The organism is Acinetobacter sp. CIP 64.2 (genome assembly GCF_000369645.1).
Classification (GTDB): Bacteria; Pseudomonadota; Gammaproteobacteria; order Pseudomonadales; family Moraxellaceae; genus Acinetobacter.
The window spans coordinates 1722830-1739801 of record NZ_KB850122.1; the positions used below are offsets into that span (position 1 = coordinate 1722830).

Sequence of the window (16972 nt, forward strand, 5' to 3'; positions counted from 1 at the left end):
TCGAATTCTGGTCTACCTTGGCGTCACTCATTTTTCCAAGATCGTTGCCGGTTCCCCCGAATCCTGACCAGCACAAAGGACTTAGTCCTGATTGATGTAGATCAGCCCAATCGCTTTCTCAAATAAATAATACTGAGTAAGGCAAATGCCAAACCTATAAACGACGGCGCATAACCAAAAGGTGTGGCTAGCAACCCAACAATGACCGCACCTGCGACCGCGCCGCCATAATTAAAAATATTCACACGCGCAATAATTTCATCTCGTCGGTTTTCATCTAAACGGCCAACAGCAGAATAGGTCAGTGGAATCAATGCGCCTACAGCAACACCGGCCAGTGCAAAACCTAAAATAACGGTCATTAATGAATGGCTTATACCAGCTAATACACAACCCAATGCGCCGATCAGGAGTGTGACCAAAGCAACCCAGGTCGCTGTTTTAAATTGCAGCAGATAATCGAGGCTTAAGCGTGTGAGTAAAATCCCTATTTGATACGCTGCATAACCTAAAGGAGCAATCGTTGCAGAGCTGGCTAAAACATCTTTGAGATAAATTGAACTCCATGTACTGATTGCGGAATCGACCGTAAATACAATCAGAATAATCACCCCAAAAATGAGAAGTTGCTGATATGGAATTGCCGGTTTCTCTTGCGGATGTAATTCTGAACCTTGTTTCTGCTGAAATAACCAGCGTCTAGAGAGTTGCGAGGTGAGCAATGCAATCAATACCGCAATGCATAATGCTGTCGTTGCTCCCAATGAAGTTGAAACAGTGGCTGACATCATTAATGCACCTAAGAATGCAGCCGCTGTATAGCAAGCAAAGAATCCACCAAATACACTTTTACCAAGCCGCTGTTCCATCATAACAGCTTGCATATTTAGTGCTGCATCTAAGCAGCCGAGTCCAAGCCCATAAAGTAAAAAGCTAGCAATCATCAGGATCACATTGGGACTCAATGCAGCAATTGCGATTCCGATGGCTTCAAAAATAAAACCCGTCACAACAGCAGCTCGTGATCCAAGTTTGACTGCTATCCGATCAGCTAAAATTGAACCGAGTGCCGCTGCAATGCATACTCCCAGAATAATCAGCGATAACTGATCATCCGAAAGCTTGAATCGGCCTTTTATCGTAGGCAGTGCTGTCATCACGGTAGCGTAGCCAAGACCTTGTGTTGCAAAACCGAGCGCAATCACTTTTCGTGTTTTGATGAGCATTAGATTGTTTACACTCTGGATATTATGACTAAGGTCCATGCCTGACTCACTGACTTATTTTTTTTAAATGTTTGCTTGGTTATTGCCTCGAACACTTCCTGTGTCGACTGTTTTTAATTTTTATTTAAAATGATTCCAAAAATAAGGGGGAATAATGGAAAAATAAGGGGGGAAATTCGGACAACACTATTTTAAGTCGTTTTGTTACACAAAGCTGTTCCTATACGCTGCTTATTCAGCAATATAAATTTCAGATAAGTAAACCTGTAAGCACAATCTATCGCACACGACATAGGCTTTGTTACAACGTCAAAACACCTCCTCTTCAGCGACCACAAAAGAATACCTCACATTGTTTTCTTATTCAGGATATAAACCTTAAAAAAATTTAGCCAAACTCAAACAATCTTAATTTTACTGACTTTTAAAAATAAAAAAAGATAATAGCCAAGAGTAAATTTCAACAGGAAAAGCCTCTAACACTTGATCCAAGCGTTAGACGGAGTGCTTTTGCCTAAATTCATCTGTAAATGACACTGTGATTCTTTTCAATCCAAAGCCAGTACAGACTACCGACATGATTGAGGAGCTAAAATATGACTGCATTTTTCTATGGGCTTGGCATCGGCTTTTCTTTAATTTTAGCGATCGGGGCACAAAATGCTTTTGTCCTGAAACAGGGCTTGAAGCAGCAACATGTTTTCTGGGTCTGCTTAATCTGCGCACTTTCGGATTCTATTTTGATTTATCTCGGGGTCACGGGTTTTTCTAAAATCGTGATCGACTTTCCTTTGATTGTCACAATTGCCAAATATTTCGGCGCTGCTTTTTTATTTTTCTATGGACTTAGAAATTTTTATTCAGCCATAAAAAATAGTTCGGCACTCAACCCGAGTGATATTGAAAAAGATTCACTGCTTAAAATTATCGGGATGTGTCTTGCCTTTACTTGGCTCAATCCACATGTCTATTTAGATACTGTGATTCTGGTCGGCTCGATTTCGGTACAGTTTGTGGATCAGCTCTATTTATTTGCGGCAGGTACAATCCTCGCCTCATGGATTTTCTTTTTTGCACTCGGCTATGGTGCAAGAGTTTTGTTGCCTTTGTTTAAAAAGGCCAGCTCGTGGAGAGTTTTAGATGTGTTGGTTGGCATGATGATGTGGGCGATTGCAACCAAATTAATTATCTAACCCATCCAAGCATAAAAAGCCCTTATTTCAACAAGGGCTTTTTATGCTTTATATCAATATGTTAGATCATTGACTAGTCTTATTGCATATCACGATTCATATACTGAGTGACGAGCTATCCTTGTAATATACTCCATATTTGTTTGGTGTCATTGCAACAATTGACTGAAACCAGATAATAAAAGTGCACTTCCAAAAAAATCAAAAAACCTAGAAATATAGGTCACTCTTTACGTCTAGCGCTCTAAACATTTTGCAAGAGCGACTCTCACTTCCTGTAAAATTGAACCAGAGTTACGTCCTTCTGCACCTAACCTTCTTATTAAGGTTCTAACGGTTATATCCATGTCTTTTGTGGCTATGTGTCTAGAAAATGGAGTTTTTTCAAGCTGTATGGATATTAAAGCTACTATGCAGGTTTGAAAATACCTAGACTGTTTCTTGTTATTCTTGATTAAAAAACACAGGACATTCAAAAAATTTGCATGGTGTTCTTGCACTTCAAAATTACGATCCCGATGCTCAAGAATTAACTGTTTTATATAGCCATATCAATACATGAACAAGCCAAGCTAACTTAATTCAATCCAACTTTTTATGTGGGGTAGATTGAAGGATAAATATATAAAAAATAAGCCCTTGCAAAAACAAGGGCTTATTTAGATATTTGGCGGAAGCGGTGTTAGTCACATTGAAAACTCAAACTATTGATTAATAAATATAAAATATTTTAAATTTAATTTTTTACTGCTATTTTTACTACAAAAAGTCAGTTACCGTGAAATACTTCTAACATATCTTTGACTATGCTGATCGACATCAATTCATCATAGAATTACTTAGGCTATATTGATTCTAAACAAAGTCGAGTCATTACTACACATGCATTTTAGTCTACTTTTCGTGATTGGTCAGCTGACAAAACCAATTACCCTCGTGAAGTCTGTGAGCATGTACTCGCTCACAAGCTACCTGACGAAGTTGAAGCTGCTTATTTACGTGGAGCTTATCTAGGATAAACGTAAAGTATTGATGGCTGATTGGGGTCTGTTGACATTTGCTGTATAAAAAAATAGCGAGAAAGTACAATTCAATCGCCAAACTAAATCTACTTCTCGCTATACCTCGTACAATGCTGACTGATCAACACTGGTCAAAGCTGAAATCTATTGTCCATAATTTTGGTATCTATCTCAAACATAATCTCAGAAATTTTATTGAAGCAATTCTCTATAGAATTAGAACAGGTTGCCCTTGGCGAGATTTACCAAAGTCCTTTGGTAAATCTAATACGATCTTTAAACGGTTCACCCGATGGTCTAAAGATAATAAGCTTTTAAAAATATTTAAGTTATTGTCAAAATATGCTGATCTAGAATGGGTATTTATTGATACTAGCCATATTCGGGCACATCAACATGCCACAGGACTCAAGGATCAAGCTATTTCAAGAAGCATTGGTGGAAACAGCTCTAAAATCCATTTAGCTGTAGATTCAAATGGGAATCCAATTCAATTTCTTATTCATGATGGCACAACCCATGATATGAAAGTTGCTCCTGCATTGGTTAATAAAATAGACTTAACAGATACCGATGTTCTTAGTGCTGATAAGGGATATGACTCGAAAGCATTGAGAGAACAGATAGCAGAAACAGCAACCAAGGCCAATATTCCAAAGAAATCCAACACACGATCGAACAATAATTACATGGATTGGTACTTATATAAAATCAGACACTTGGTTGAGAACACATTTGCAAGACTCAAGCAATTTAGAGGAATTGCTACACGCTATGACAAGCTAAAGCAGAACTACGAAAATTCAGTTGCTTTAGCTTGTATATTTATTTGGCTACCATTATGAAATGTCAACAGCCCCTAATATTATAAGAAAAAGTAATACTTCCATAAGTTATTATCAATTATAGGCCGTACCCATTTTCTTTTAAATATTTTTCCGCTCTTACTCCTAATAAACAGCGCCTCACAGTAAAAAATGATGGCCACTTTTTCTGAAACCACTGTTGAGGTAACTGTTCAAGAAGCTGAGGATTTTTATTTATTCTAGCATTTTTAAGAAGACGATTATATTCATGTAACACCGTAAGTCTTTTTTGAGCAAGGCGATCACAATTCAGGTTTAAAATATCAATCGTATTTTGGACCAGCTCTGCAAAACTTCTATAATTATTTGGAGTATAAGAATGCAAAGTTTGACAAATATCAAGATTCGGATTTAAAAAACCTGTGGCTTTATCAAAAGTAAAGAGAAGATCATATGGAATCTCCAAAGGATTTAGATACTCTCCCTCCATGCTGGCAGACTTTTTTGATTTATTTTTAATATGATTTTTATGACCATCACAACTTAGATTCCTAGGTAATGCATGGGCTTCTTTTTCATCTACCCCCGCATTACAAACACCGAAAACATTATTCCAATCTAATGCCCAGTTAGTTATCGTTAAGTCTTTATCAGATTTATCATGGAAATGTTCTATTTGAGTCTTGCTTTTATCAATATTTATTACTGAATCCTCACAATACCCACATAAAAACCCCTGATCCTGAAAAATTATCTCTTTAAGCTGATCATAACTTTTAGCTTTTAAATGCAGCCTAAAATCCTCCCAATCCAAATGCTTATGTTCAGAAACTGAATAGAAAACGGTTAATGGGTTCGGAGGTAAGGATTTATTGATTTTTTTCAAACTCTAACTCCCACTCCCTATTTTCAATGTATAAATCTAATTCACTTAACAAGGGCTCCTCATCACCAAATGCCTCATCTAATTCTATTCTTAACGCCAAAGCTTCTTGTAAATTCCACTTATCATCATATACATACTTAGCATAGGTCTCTAATTTATTTGTAATTTCTAAATTATCAGGACGCGTATTCACATTGAATATTCGCTTTAACAATCGCGATGACTCTGCACCACGACTGCCTTTTGGAGCATCATACTTTTGACCATCTTCAATTATACAAATACTTGCAGAACTAACCGTAGTTAAAACTTGAGGGCTATGAGTGGTCACAATAAATTGTATATTCTGAAAGGCTTTTTCCAATGAAGAAATTACAACTTGCTGCCATTGAGGATGAAGATGCATATCAATTTCATCAATCATAACTAGTCCTTTTGAAAGACGAGCAGCATCTTTACCTAAATGCCCATTAAGCAAGACACAACGATAAGCAATATCAGCAATCATACCTATCATATTTTTAATACCATCACTCAGCTGAGACATTTTCATAATCCCATGTAAATTATGCTCTAGTACTAATGATTCATATTGTTGACTATAAGCCAAGTTTTCCCATCCAACTGTTTCCAAAATAATATTTACAGCTTCTCTAACAACTAAAATTGTATCATTTACTTTCGGTAAATTTGTGGCGCCTCTCTCTACAGCTATCATCCTTTTATCAAAATCATGTTTATATTCAGCAATGAACCAATCTTCAAATTGTTTAAAACTTGAAGCAGGGTCCAAACAATCGATATATGCTGAAGTTCTAATTCTAGTATTAATAATATTAGTACGAGAATCCCTCTTACTTTCCACTAATCGTTTTTCTTTCCAGAGTCGCCCTGTACCATAATACCCAAAAACAGGTAAGTCCCTTGATTCTTGTCCAAAATCTCGAATTCTAGCTTGTAATTGTGTTGCGTAATCCTTTAATTTTTTAGTATCACTATCATCTTTTGTTTGTGAACGTTTTGCTTCACTATCACGAGTACGTTTCCAAGAAAACTTATTTTCTTTAAAATCACAAGTAACAGATATAGAGGAAGGTAATTTTCTTGCCATTTCCAATTGTGATGAATCATTTTTTTTGATGGTACGTACATCATCAATCGTAATTGTGTTAGCTGGGTCTGCAAATTTAGTTTTGGCTAGATCAAATCGACTAATATAAGGCCATAGAGCTATTCGGATAGCATCAAGAATTGTAGTTTTACCTTGACCATTTATAGCAACTAATACTGTCGTTCTCTCTCTAAAATCAATTTCTAAACTTTCATAACAACGAAAATTTTCGAGAGTCATTTTTTGTAAAAGCATATAAAAGCCCATAACCCAAAAGTTTGTATAACTTTTGGATTGTCTCATAGAAAATAGAAAATAGAAAAACTAGATTCTTAATAATTCATAAATTAGACAAAATGCAGAACGCTTGAGTGGTCCACATTGCAACTAATTTAAAGTTATCGCTGATAAGCAATTTCAAAAGATTTAACCTCTTCTAAAACATACCTAATATGGTGACTTGTATCTATTGCAACCCATTGAGTTGGATTACCTATAAAATCTTTAATGCCATGAGCACACTCAAAAATTTTTTGATCACCCCAACTAAAATCAGCACCCTCGTAATTAGTAGAATTAATCAAACGCTCTGCTAATTGCTTTCTATGAGCATGACTACCGCCGTCTCTTGAAAAAGGATGTCCACGTACAACATAGTAATTCAGATCAGTTGTATAAATAATCTTGCCATTAGTATGTTTATTACGAATTTCCTTTTCTGGAGCTGGGTGTCTAGCTCCATGATCACCAAACGTTAATTTAACATTTGGGAACATTTTTCTTAAAGTTTGCCATACCACCATTTCTTTTCGTAGAACAGGCCCATCTGTATCATGATCATCAATTGCCTCTGCGACACTTGAAGGATACGAAGCCCCACTAATCGCAATGTATTTAAAATTATAGTCTGACAATATTTCTAAAAAGTTTGTTGACTTCGCTAACATTTGTTCAATTGTTATACGATTGACACTCACATCCCCAAAATCCAATAAAATAGAACAATTAGTTTCTACTAATTTTAAATCGGAGATTATTGACTCTATATGCTCTTTAAAGAAATCAGGCTCATCAATATCATACATTGCATCCCCATCCAATCTAATACAAAAATAGGGAGCATTAGGATAATTTATACCTCTCATTGTTTGGTTATAAAGATTGCTTCCTTGGTCAAACCAACGGTCATATCCAATCACAGGGACTACCTTTACTCCCAATGCAAACAATTTATTATAGGTATATGTAAGAAAATGCTCACCATTTTCCAATAATGCTTCAGATGGTTTCCAAAAGTAACCATCTACTAAAGCTATATTCCCATTCCACAAGCTAGCTATTTTCTCACAGCGTTTTGTAACATCAGCAAGCCTTGATGCTCCTTCTTCATACACATTTGGCATCTCAAACAAAGGATGGAAAACAGGTTGTATTTTATACTCTAACTGTTCTAACCTAATGGGATTTAAGGCATCAAACTCACCTTTTTTTGCTTTCATAATTGGAACATATTCTGGTACTGTCATCGTCTCTATTCCTCAACATTTATTAAATGAGAATTGGTTAATAATGTTTTGACCTGATACTGAACAATCAAATCTGAAAACAAAGTATAATTTCCCAACTCTTTTCGAATACGTCCTGCAATGATTGCTGGATGAATCCTTAATTCTTTAGCTAATTTTTCAATAGATTCTTTGCTTGGTGAGATAAATGCTTCTGTTCGCCTCAAAACTCCTCTAGGTATAAATGCCTCTCTTGCTAGTCGATTAGCTTCCGCCTCTCTCCGATCTTCTGAAGTTGACGCATCCAGATCATCAAGAAATGCTTCTGTTTCATCTACATGCTTCCAAATATGAGCGCATTCATGTAATAACGTAAACCAAAAATTATCCAAACGATCATATCGTAGGCTCATCCCAATAATAGGTGTACCATCACTATCTTTTAAAGCGGCACCATCAAGATGCGTTCCTTTCAAATGTGGTTCAATAATCACAGCTATGCCATGTTTTTCTAAATATTCAATTGCTAATATTGGTCCGTGCTCAAACCAACTTAATTGTGCTAATTCTCTTAAAAAGCCATTATTAATTAGGTTCGGATCATATTTGCCTAAAATATCTTTTTTCTCTCTAGCCTGTAGTATTACTCTAGCCAACCATGCATACAGGGCATACATTGTATTTGGGGTTTGAGCATCACCTGATAGCTTCCTTTTAAAAGAGGCTGCTCCAATTTGTAGTCCTGACTGAGCAATGTATTTTTGAATAATGCTCTCAGTTGAATCAGTCGTATTTGAGAGTAATGTTTTTAGCCATCCTCTATTCTTCATCTCTTTAACAGGAAACTTTGACCAATCAATATTGTTTTTATCCAATGTATTTTTTGAATTAGACAAACCAATTAATGTCTCTACTGATAATCCCAAACCTATGGATAAGGCACGAATCATATCAACTGTTAAAGCTCTTTTCCGATTAAGAACTTCAGATACCCTACTCGTAGTTCCAAAATAAGGTGCTAAATCAGCTTGTTTTAATCCTTTTTCATGCATTCTAAATAAAATTGCATCAATAGGGTCTGGCGCTTCTATTGGATACTGCTTATTTTCATAATCCTCAATAAGAACTGATAACAGTTCTAATTGATCACTTTCAGGACTACCGATAGTAGGATTGAGCATAATTAAAGAATGCACTTCGTCAAGATAAGCTTGATACTGCTCTCTTGTACGAATAACTTTAAATTCCATTGATAGCATCCTTAATATTTACATCTTTAATAACCGCAATCCCCTGAGCGAACGCGATTTGTAGACAAATAACCCAATTGGAGTTATGTATCGAAAATACAAAACAATGATTTTCCAAAAGAGACACCCTTGGAAATTGTTTCACAATATCTTCAGCATGCCGCCAATGGGCATCACGTATTTCAGAGATCCAGCTTATGAGCCACTTTTTAGCAATCTCACATTCAATCACTGATATTTTATCAAGGCCTAAAAGTTTCATTTAAAATATTCCCAATTTGGTAACAAACTACACCAATAATAAAAACAATTCAATTCCCAGTTTGGTAATTTTTAAAATAATATTGACTTTCTCTACATCTCATTAGTTTGTTAAAGATTGTTCTTCTTTGCTACTATAAAAGTAACCACTTACAGTCTGATTAAATGTCCAAACCTCAACTCTCACTCAGTGACTATCTATCAACCGTACAAGAAGTCATTCGCCTGTCTTTTGATGAGCCTGTTTGGGTTAAAGCTGAGATACGCAACCTGAGTATCAAGGGTGGGCATTACTATCTTGAGCTGGCTGAAAAAGAAGAGGATACCGACAAGGTCATCGCAAGCTGCAAGGCAACAATTTGGAAATTCACCGCCGTAAAAATTGTGCTCAAGTTTGAGCGTGAAAGTGGCATTGAGCTTTCAAAAGACTTAAATGTTCTCATTAAAATCAAAGCCCGTTTTGATCCTCAGTACGGGTTTTCTGTCAACATAGAAGAAATCGACTCTAGTTTCACACTAGGTGATATTGCCAAACGCTACCAACAGATTCTTGCTCGTCTAAGCTCTGAGGGTTTGGTGAATCTGAACAAGTCACTTCCTGTCCCTTTTGATATTGAAAATGTTATGGTGATTGCACCAGAAAAGGCTGCTGGTCTGGGTGACTTTAGGAAAGATGCCGATGCCTTGGACAAGGCTGGCGTATGCCACTTTGTATATCACACAGCTACTTTTCAGGGTAATACTGCTGCAAATAGTATTATGGAATCTGTAAGTTCAGGACTACGCCAGTGGGCCAAGGATTATGTTATGCCGCCTGACTTGATTGTGGTGATTCGTGGCGGTGGTGCAGTAAATGATTTGGCTTATTTAAATGACTATGATCTCGCTGCCCTGCTATGCAAACGGAAAGTGCCGATTTGGGTGGGCATTGGTCATGAAAAAGATCGAACCATTCTGGATGAAATCGCTCATCGTTCCTTTGACACACCGAGCAAAGTGATTGCAGGTATTCGCAATGTGATTTCAGAACGTTCTCAGGATGTTATGGATTTTCTGCAAACTATCAAGCTACTGTCACAGCATCAAATCACAGCGTATCAAAGCCAGAATGAACAGTTGATGAATGCCATCAAGACTCATGCCCAGAATCAGGTGAATACAGCCAACAGAAACCTTGACCTAGCTAAATCAACAACGCAGTATTTTGCCCAGCAGCAGCTTAAGCTTGCCATTACACAGGTTGAGTCTTTAATGCGTGAGACTTTATTACAGAATCCAAGGAATGTGCTTGCCAAGGGCTATGCTATTGTACGGAGTCAAAACAAGGCGATTCGATCTGTACAACAGGTCGGTTCAACTGTTTCAATTGAGATGCAGGATGGCTATATTAATGCCAGTGTAAGTGAGGTAACGGATCATGAGTAAAAGTAAAAATGAGTTAAGCTTTAAAGACGGTTATGAACTGCTGAAGAAGAATGCCGCCCTGCTGGAATCTCAGGAAGAGCCTGACATCGACAACCTGATGAAGATTGTGGAAGAGTCAATGATCGCTTACAAGGCATGTAAGTCACGAGTGGATGCAGTACAACAAGCATTGAATGAAACTTTTAAAGAAAACTAACCTTCATCGTTATGATTCAAATATCCCAACTTACTACGGAACAATTACCTAAAGCACTCATGCTAGCCATGCGGCATAAAACGACTCCCACTATTGATTGGGAGCTATGTGGCAATATACTCGAACATGAAAAGATTAGTTTAGTATTCTTTGGAACACATTGGGTTGCCATGGAAATTAATCCGTTTGGTAACCATCCCAAAGCAACTCAGAAATCTGTCTCTGCATTAGATGCAGTTATCAAATGCTATATACAGATTAAACTTGGTGACGCTATCAATTTAAACTTGAATGAATAATTTTCTCATGATCCATATACTGAATTGATTTTTACTAACACAACAGAATATAAATCTTTAATAACCAATAAAATCAATATATTGAAAAATAAAACTGCTACTTTGTTATTGATTAATTCCCTTTAATATTTCTTTTGATATAAGAAATCATTTCTTTGTATTTGTCCTTTTAATTTTTAAATGTAATATATTAAACAAATAAGTTGATTATATTACATGAAAATATCCTTACTCATATCTTCACTGCCTACGCAGAACACAACCACACGTATGAGAGTCTGGCGATCACTCAAAGCAAGTGGTGCAGCAATTCTAAGAGATGGCGTTTATCTACTTCCTATTTCTCATAGCGAGAAATTTGATCCTATTGCAAATGATGTTATTTCAGAGCAAGGAACTGCTTATGTGTTTCACGCTGAGCAACCCTTAAATCTTGAACTTGTTCATTTTTTCAGTCGGAAAGAAGAATACGACGCTCTCTATAAACAACTTACTGAATTAAGAGAGCGTCAAACTAAAGATAAAAAGAAGGAACTACTCAAGCAAGTCCGTAAATTAAGAAAAAGTATCGATGCACTTGTAGAAATTGACTATTACCCTGATGAAACTCAAGCACAAGTTTTAAATGAGCTTTCCTCTTTAGAACTTTCAATTGCACGTCTGGGCGAAGCAAATGAACCTCAAGCAATACAAGCTCATATTCAACTTCTAAATAAAAGTAATTATCAAAACAAAATATGGGCAACTCGTAAAAGACCTTGGATTGATCGTCTAGCCTCTGCGTGGTTAATCAAGACATTTATTGATACCTCACCAACATTCATTTGGTTAGAAACACCAAGTGATTGTCCTAAAGACGCATTGGGATTTGATTTTGATGATGCAACTTTCAGCCACATCAATCACTGGGTAACTTTCGAAGTTCTTTTACATAGCTTTAATTTAGAAACGCCCGCTTTAAAGAAAATCGCTGAAATTGTTCATTACCTTGATATAGGTGGTATTGAACCTCCCGAAGCGATTGGGATTGAGAAAATTATTCAAGGCATTCGAAGCCAAATTAGCAATGATAATCAACTATTTGAATTATCCAACCATATTTTTGATGGCTTATATGCCAACCTCTCAAGAGAATAATCATGGAACAAGAACTGATTACACCGCCAGAACCTGAGATACAGCCTGTTTCATTTTGGCAGGCTTTTCTATTCTGGCTTAAACTAGGATTTATTAGTTTTGGTGGGCCAGCAGGTCAAATCGCTGTCATGCACCAAGAACTGGTTGAACAAAAGCGTTGGATTTCTGAGAAGCGTTTTTTACATGCTCTAAACTATTGCATGTTGTTGCCAGGACCTGAAGCCCAACAATTAGCAACATATATTGGCTGGTTAATGCATAGGACAGTCGGCGGATTAGTAGCAGGGATTCTTTTTGTACTACCATCCCTTTTTATTCTGATTGCCCTTTCATGGATCTATGTAAAATTTGGTGATGTTCCTATTATTGCAGGGCTTTTTTATGGGATTAAACCAGCCGTTGTTGCTATCGTTTTCCATGCAACACACCGTATTGGTAGTAGATCATTAAAGAATAAATTTTTATGGGCAATTGCCGCTCTTGCATTTATTGCTATCTTTTTCTTCAATTTGCCTTTTCCTTTAATTGTTCTCTCCGCTGCTATTATTGGATATCTAACCAGTAAAAAATATCCGACCCTGTTTTCTGGTGGAAATTCACATAAACAAAGTAAAAAGGATTATGGTCGGGCTTTAATCGACGATGATACACCTACACCAGAACATGCAATATTTAGTTGGAAACGATTAGGCAGTATTTTACTCATCGGTGGTCTACTATGGTTTATTCCTATCATTAGTTTAAGTTTAACTCTTGGATGGGATCACTCGTATACACAAATGGCTTGGTTCTTTACTAAAGCGGCTCTTCTAACATTTGGTGGTGCTTATGCAGTATTACCTTATGTTTATCAGGGTGCTGTAAATTTTTATGGTTGGTTGAGTCCAACACAAATGATTGATGGTTTAGCCCTTGGGGAAAGTACCCCAGGTCCTCTAATCATGGTTGTAGCATTTGTTGGCTTTCTAGGTGCTTTTAATCAGGCATTATTAGGCTCAGAACATCTCTTCTTAGCAGGGGCTATTGGGGCAACGATAGTTACATGGTTTACATTTTTATTTTCTTTCATATTTATTCTGGCTGGCGCGCCTATCATTGAATCAACTCATAATGAATTAAAATTTACTGCCCCATTAACTGCAATCACTGCTGCCGTTGTTGGTGTAATTCTTAATCTCGCACTGTTCTTTAGCTATCACGTATTATGGCCAAATGGGTTTAGTCATCCCTTCAACTATGAAGCTGCTTTAATCGCAATTGCTGCCTTTATTGCTTTATTTCATTTTGAAGTCAAAGTGATGTATGTCATTTTTGCTTCTGCACTATGCGGTCTGATCTTGCACACAGTCATATAACGATTTTATATTTTGAAAAATTAAAGAGTAAGCTTAGGCTTACTCTTTTTTATTAGTGGCAGTGACGATCCTCTGTTTTTACTATTGGTCTGACAGCCTGAATAATCTGTACTGCCTAAATGAACGAAAGCATTAAACACTCTAAGCCATTAGTCGAAAAGAATTATTTAGGCCATTTTTGATGGTAGTCATCAATCACATATGCATGCACATGCACACCATCAATCTGATGTTGAACTAAATGCTCATGATCTGCGGGCAAGTCATCATGACTATGCGGTAGAAAATCTTCATCATTTTTTGGCCATAAGCGTAATGCAAGGGTTAAAGCAATCATTGCTATTACAGCCATAGGAATAAAAGTCTGTAAAGTTCCGATGTTGGTGCTTAGCCATCCAACCAATGGATAAGTGATCAACCAACAGGCATGAGAGAAAGCAAATTGAGCAGCAAACAATGACGTTCTATTCTCACTTGATGCAGACTTGCGAATCAAACGACCTGTAGGTGTTTGTGAAACTGAATATCCAATGCCAAGGACAAACCAAAGTGCTAACAAACCATTATAAGATGCAATCAAAGAACCACTGAATAATCCAATGACAAGAATTGTAGTTCCCGTCAACATAACAGAACGATCAGAAAACTTATCCAAGATTCTTGGCAAAACAAAAGCGGATAACATTGACCCAAGCCCAAATAAACCAAATGCCCATGTCGTAGCATTTTCAGTAAGTTTAAATGTCGATTGAACCAATACAACAGTATTTACAATCACAACCGCACTCGCCGAAGCAATGGCTAGATTGAGAGCAAGCAATGCTTTAAGTCTTGGTGTATTAAAATAAATTTTAGCTCCCTGCTTTATACGACTATAAACACCTCTAAACTCAGGCACTTTGGCAACTGGTAATTTTGCACTCACCACAAACAAAGCAGAACCGATAAAACCTAATACTGTTCCTAAAAACAGATTATGGTAGCTCATCACAGTAAGTAAGAAACCTGCCAGCATTGGACTGATAATATTTTCCAAATCATAGGCTAAGCGAGACAATGACAAAGCATTCGTATAGTCTTTTTCTTCAGGAAGAACATCTGGAATCATTGCTTGAAATGTTGGCGTAAATGCAGCAGAAGCAGATTGCAAAATAAAAATAAGAATATAAATTTGCCAAATTTGCGTCACAAACGGTAGACACAATGCTGTTAATGCTCGAATAACATCTAGTCCAACCAATACTTGTTTTCTTGGTAATCGCTCTGCGAATGCCGATGCTATAGGTGCCACTCCAATATAAGCAATCATCTTAATTGCCAATGCAATACCGAGAACTTGGGCTGCTTCCCCCTTTGCAATATCGTATGCCTGTAAAGCTAGGGCAATTGTGATTAACCCCGTTCCGATTAGTGCTATTACTTGGGCTAAAAACAAATGCCGATATGTTGTGTTTTTTAGTACTTCTAGCATCTTATGGATTCCTTTTAGAACCTGACTTCTTTAGCAATTGAATCTCCTTGGAATAATATTCCAAGGAGATTGATCAAAACTTAAAAGACTTTCTTCATTTCACTAAACTGCCCTTCTACAAGTAGAGTTACAGTTACGGGATTTTCCGTACGGTTACGCCAGAACCAACCATGTTTGCCATCAAAAGCTGCCTTTAAGACACCCTGCTGAGTTGTCTCATTCTTTCCTTTTCCATAGCCATGATAGAACCCTTTAGGAGCATTCACTGGATCACCATGAGTATCATAGTTAAGACCACCTCCCACAGCTTTCCAATCAAAGTTGACACTTGCACTTTGCGGCATCGTCAGTTTCACTTCCGTTGCTTGATCTGGTTTAAGCTCAATACTAATACTTTCTTTATTAATAGCAGGCATAACCATTTGAGTATTATCAGTTGCCGTTTGAGTCGAAGTTTTTACTGATATTTGTTCAACACTATTCACTGTCTGTTCAGCATTGATACCATTTTCTGATTCTTGAGCGAGTGATTGTTTGATTTCACCCATTTTCGTTAGGCCAAGCACTTTACCCATACCTGTCAGATCAATGGCATACTCCGCAGGCATGACACAGGTAACTAGCACAACAACGGCACTTACGGCAGCAATTGCTGTTGATTTAATTAACTTTTTTGATGAAGGTAATTCGATATCTTTTGGAATTTCAGCGTTATACATAATTTAGATCCTTATTGAGTAATGAAGCCAGTGAGTTGATAGCCAACAAGTAAAAAACCGAGGAACATGAGGAAGACATTGCTTTGATAAGCTGTTTTAAAGAAATAAGGTGTCTTTCTCCAAAACGTCATTAATAACAAGATAATGCACAGAGCCATAAACTGACCTAATTCAACCCCAATATTGAAAGAGATTAAATTTGCCAACAGTCCATCACTCGGAACTTCATATTCCTGAATTTTTACTGCGAGTCCAAAACCATGAATCAGACCAAAAATTAAAGTCGCGATTTTCGTGTTTGGTTGAAAACCAAACCAACGCTGATAAGCCCCCAAGTTATCTAGAGCCTTATAAACAATCGAAAAACCAATGATTGCATCAATGATGTAGGTGTTTATCGAGATATTGTAATAAACACCCACCAGCATCGTAATCGAATGCCCAAGTGCAAATAGGCTAACGTACAAGCCGATATCTTTCATTCGGTATAAGAAGAAGATAATGCCAACAAGAAATAGTAAATGGTCATATCCAGTGACCATATGCTTCGCACCCAAATAGATGAATGGAATCACATGAATGCCATAAATTTCTTGAATATAGCCCTTATCACCTTCTGCTACTCCATGAGCAAAAAGTGTAGGACTTACCAATGTAATCAATAAAGCAAGTAGTAGCTTTATGTAAGCACTTAATTTCACAATGTGTGAAGCAATAATTTGCATGTATATCAAACTCCAAAATTTAAAATGAATTGAAAATCCATTAACTTTTTTGGCGGTTTAAAAATACGACTCACCATCAGATAAACATATTCTTTTGATCTATCTAGAATCGATATCCCCTTGAAGAGATGTGCTAAAGCGGTCGATTTAAGTACGTCATAGCCAACAAAATGTTCATAGTAATTATCTTGGTGACTATGTGAATGTTGTTGACTTATCTCATGATGGTGAGAGTGAATTGAATCAATTGAAACGTGTCTCTGAAATTCATTTACAGTTACATGCTCATTAAAGTGCAAACATAAAGCGAGACTGATCATGCAGACTAGCCACATCATCACAAATTTGCTTTGTTTATCTCGCAATATATTTGTCATTAAAGATG

At 36.8% G+C, this 16972-nt stretch carries 17 protein-coding genes and 1 pseudogene; 8 read left to right on the forward strand and 10 right to left on the reverse strand.

The genetic code is table 11. From position 1 onward, the window contains the following. Positions 1–101: 101 nt before the first annotated feature. Complete coding sequence (locus F895_RS03045) at positions 102–1265, reverse strand: MFS transporter (protein WP_005243560.1); 1164 nt, start codon at positions 1263–1265, stop codon at positions 102–104. A 557-nt stretch (positions 1266–1822) separates the two neighbouring features. Here F895_RS03045 and F895_RS03040 point away from each other — a divergent pair. From F895_RS03040 to F895_RS03035, 3 genes and pseudogenes are all read left to right on the forward strand, one after another. After that, positions 1823–2419 (forward strand): LysE/ArgO family amino acid transporter, encoded by a 597-nt coding sequence (locus tag F895_RS03040; protein WP_005243561.1) that lies wholly within the window; start codon positions 1823–1825, stop codon positions 2417–2419. An 833-nt stretch (positions 2420–3252) separates the two neighbouring features. After that, positions 3253–3487, forward strand: a pseudogene (locus tag F895_RS20355) (integrase); the annotation flags it as partial. A gap of 52 nt (positions 3488–3539) precedes the next feature. Then, positions 3540–4286, forward strand: coding sequence for an IS5 family transposase (locus F895_RS03035; RefSeq protein WP_026040214.1), 747 nt, complete (start codon positions 3540–3542; stop codon positions 4284–4286). Positions 4287–4344: 58 nt separating this feature from the next. Here F895_RS03035 and F895_RS03030 read toward each other — a convergent pair whose 3' ends face one another. The 5 genes from F895_RS03030 to F895_RS03010 all read right to left on the reverse strand — a co-directional run bounded on the left by F895_RS03030 (position 4345) and on the right by F895_RS03010 (position 9261). Further along, positions 4345–5133 (reverse strand): retron system putative HNH endonuclease, encoded by a 789-nt coding sequence (locus F895_RS03030; RefSeq protein ID WP_005243563.1) that lies wholly within the window; start codon positions 5131–5133, stop codon positions 4345–4347. Further along, the gene (locus F895_RS03025) at positions 5117–6499 is read right to left on the reverse strand and encodes an AAA family ATPase (protein ID WP_010590140.1); all 1383 of its coding nucleotides are present in this window, start codon (positions 6497–6499) and stop codon (positions 5117–5119) included. The genes F895_RS03030 and F895_RS03025 overlap by 17 nt, the downstream gene beginning before the upstream one ends. Positions 6500–6642: 143 nt before the next feature. Beyond that, positions 6643–7770 carry a beta family protein gene (locus tag F895_RS03020; RefSeq protein ID WP_005243567.1) on the reverse strand — a complete coding sequence of 376 codons (1128 nt, stop codon included), beginning with the start codon at positions 7768–7770 and terminating at the stop codon, positions 6643–6645. A 5-nt stretch (positions 7771–7775) separates the two neighbouring features. Beyond that, positions 7776–8999, reverse strand: a complete 1224-nt coding sequence (locus F895_RS03015; RefSeq protein ID WP_005243569.1) for an ImmA/IrrE family metallo-endopeptidase — start codon at positions 8997–8999, stop codon at positions 7776–7778. Next, entirely contained in the window at positions 8989–9261 is a 273-nt protein-coding gene (locus F895_RS03010) for a type II toxin-antitoxin system HigB family toxin (RefSeq protein ID WP_005243572.1), read from the reverse strand. Before F895_RS03010 ends, F895_RS03015 begins: the two co-directional genes overlap by 11 nt. 164 nt (positions 9262–9425) lie before the next feature. Here F895_RS03010 and xseA point away from each other — a divergent pair, with 164 nt between their 5' ends. The 5 genes from xseA (at position 9426) to chrA (ending at position 13672) form a co-directional block, all read left to right on the forward strand. Continuing rightward, positions 9426–10685, forward strand: a complete 1260-nt coding sequence (gene xseA, locus F895_RS03005; RefSeq protein ID WP_005243573.1) for an exodeoxyribonuclease VII large subunit — start codon at positions 9426–9428, stop codon at positions 10683–10685. Then, a complete protein-coding gene (gene xseB, locus F895_RS03000) occupies positions 10678–10881 on the forward strand; it encodes an exodeoxyribonuclease VII small subunit (protein WP_005243575.1) in 204 nt (67 codons plus the stop codon). The genes xseA and xseB overlap by 8 nt, the downstream gene beginning before the upstream one ends. Positions 10882–10949: 68 nt before the next feature. After that, positions 10950–11180, forward strand: coding sequence for a phage protein NinX family protein (locus F895_RS02995; protein ID WP_227501377.1), 231 nt, complete (start codon positions 10950–10952; stop codon positions 11178–11180). Between the two features lie 216 nt (positions 11181–11396). After that, the gene (locus F895_RS02990) at positions 11397–12317 is read left to right on the forward strand and encodes a chromate resistance protein ChrB domain-containing protein (protein WP_005243591.1); all 921 of its coding nucleotides are present in this window, start codon (positions 11397–11399) and stop codon (positions 12315–12317) included. 2 nt (positions 12318–12319) lie between these two features. After that, complete coding sequence (gene chrA / locus F895_RS02985) at positions 12320–13672, forward strand: chromate efflux transporter (protein WP_005243607.1); 1353 nt, start codon at positions 12320–12322, stop codon at positions 13670–13672. 163 nt (positions 13673–13835) lie between these two features. On the opposite strand, the gene F895_RS02980 is transcribed toward chrA, so the two are convergent. The 4 genes from F895_RS02980 to F895_RS02965 all read right to left on the reverse strand — a co-directional run bounded on the left by F895_RS02980 (position 13836) and on the right by F895_RS02965 (position 16964). After that, entirely contained in the window at positions 13836–15143 is a 1308-nt protein-coding gene (locus F895_RS02980) for an MFS transporter (RefSeq protein WP_005243609.1), read from the reverse strand. Positions 15144–15223: 80 nt separating this feature from the next. Then, entirely contained in the window at positions 15224–15862 is a 639-nt protein-coding gene (locus F895_RS02975) for a hypothetical protein (protein ID WP_005243610.1), read from the reverse strand. An 11-nt stretch (positions 15863–15873) separates the two neighbouring features. Beyond that, on the reverse strand, positions 15874–16587 hold the full coding sequence (locus tag F895_RS02970; protein WP_005243612.1) for a HupE/UreJ family protein: 714 nt from the start codon (positions 16585–16587) through the stop codon (positions 15874–15876). A gap of 5 nt (positions 16588–16592) precedes the next feature. Then, the gene (locus tag F895_RS02965; protein WP_005243615.1) at positions 16593–16964 is read right to left on the reverse strand and encodes a hypothetical protein; all 372 of its coding nucleotides are present in this window, start codon (positions 16962–16964) and stop codon (positions 16593–16595) included. Between the last annotated feature and the right edge of the window lie 8 nt (positions 16965–16972).

Bases quoted from the DNA above. Each gene is read 5' to 3' on its own strand.
- F895_RS03045 (WP_005243560.1), bottom strand. From the start codon at position 1,265: ATGGACCTTAGTCATAATATCCAGAGTGTAAACAATCTAATGCTCATC.
- F895_RS03040 (WP_005243561.1), top strand. From the start codon at position 1,823: ATGACTGCATTTTTCTATGGGCTTGGCATCGGCTTTTCTTTAATTTTA.
- F895_RS03025 (WP_010590140.1), bottom strand. From the start codon at position 6,499: ATGCTTTTACAAAAAATGACTCTCGAAAATTTTCGTTGTTATGAAAGT.
- F895_RS03020 (WP_005243567.1), bottom strand. From the start codon at position 7,770: ATGACAGTACCAGAATATGTTCCAATTATGAAAGCAAAAAAAGGTGAG.
- F895_RS03015 (WP_005243569.1), bottom strand. From the start codon at position 8,999: ATGGAATTTAAAGTTATTCGTACAAGAGAGCAGTATCAAGCTTATCTT.
- F895_RS03010 (WP_005243572.1), bottom strand. From the start codon at position 9,261: ATGAAACTTTTAGGCCTTGATAAAATATCAGTGATTGAATGTGAGATT.
- xseA (WP_005243573.1), top strand. From the start codon at position 9,426: ATGTCCAAACCTCAACTCTCACTCAGTGACTATCTATCAACCGTACAA.
- xseB (WP_005243575.1), top strand. From the start codon at position 10,678: ATGAGTAAAAGTAAAAATGAGTTAAGCTTTAAAGACGGTTATGAACTG.
- F895_RS02995 (WP_227501377.1), top strand. From the start codon at position 10,950: ATGCGGCATAAAACGACTCCCACTATTGATTGGGAGCTATGTGGCAAT.
- F895_RS02990 (WP_005243591.1), top strand. From the start codon at position 11,397: ATGAAAATATCCTTACTCATATCTTCACTGCCTACGCAGAACACAACC.
- chrA (WP_005243607.1), top strand. From the start codon at position 12,320: ATGGAACAAGAACTGATTACACCGCCAGAACCTGAGATACAGCCTGTT.
- F895_RS02980 (WP_005243609.1), bottom strand. From the start codon at position 15,143: ATGCTAGAAGTACTAAAAAACACAACATATCGGCATTTGTTTTTAGCC.
- F895_RS02975 (WP_005243610.1), bottom strand. From the start codon at position 15,862: ATGTATAACGCTGAAATTCCAAAAGATATCGAATTACCTTCATCAAAA.
- F895_RS02970 (WP_005243612.1), bottom strand. From the start codon at position 16,587: ATGCAAATTATTGCTTCACACATTGTGAAATTAAGTGCTTACATAAAG.
- F895_RS02965 (WP_005243615.1), bottom strand. From the start codon at position 16,964: ATGACAAATATATTGCGAGATAAACAAAGCAAATTTGTGATGATGTGG.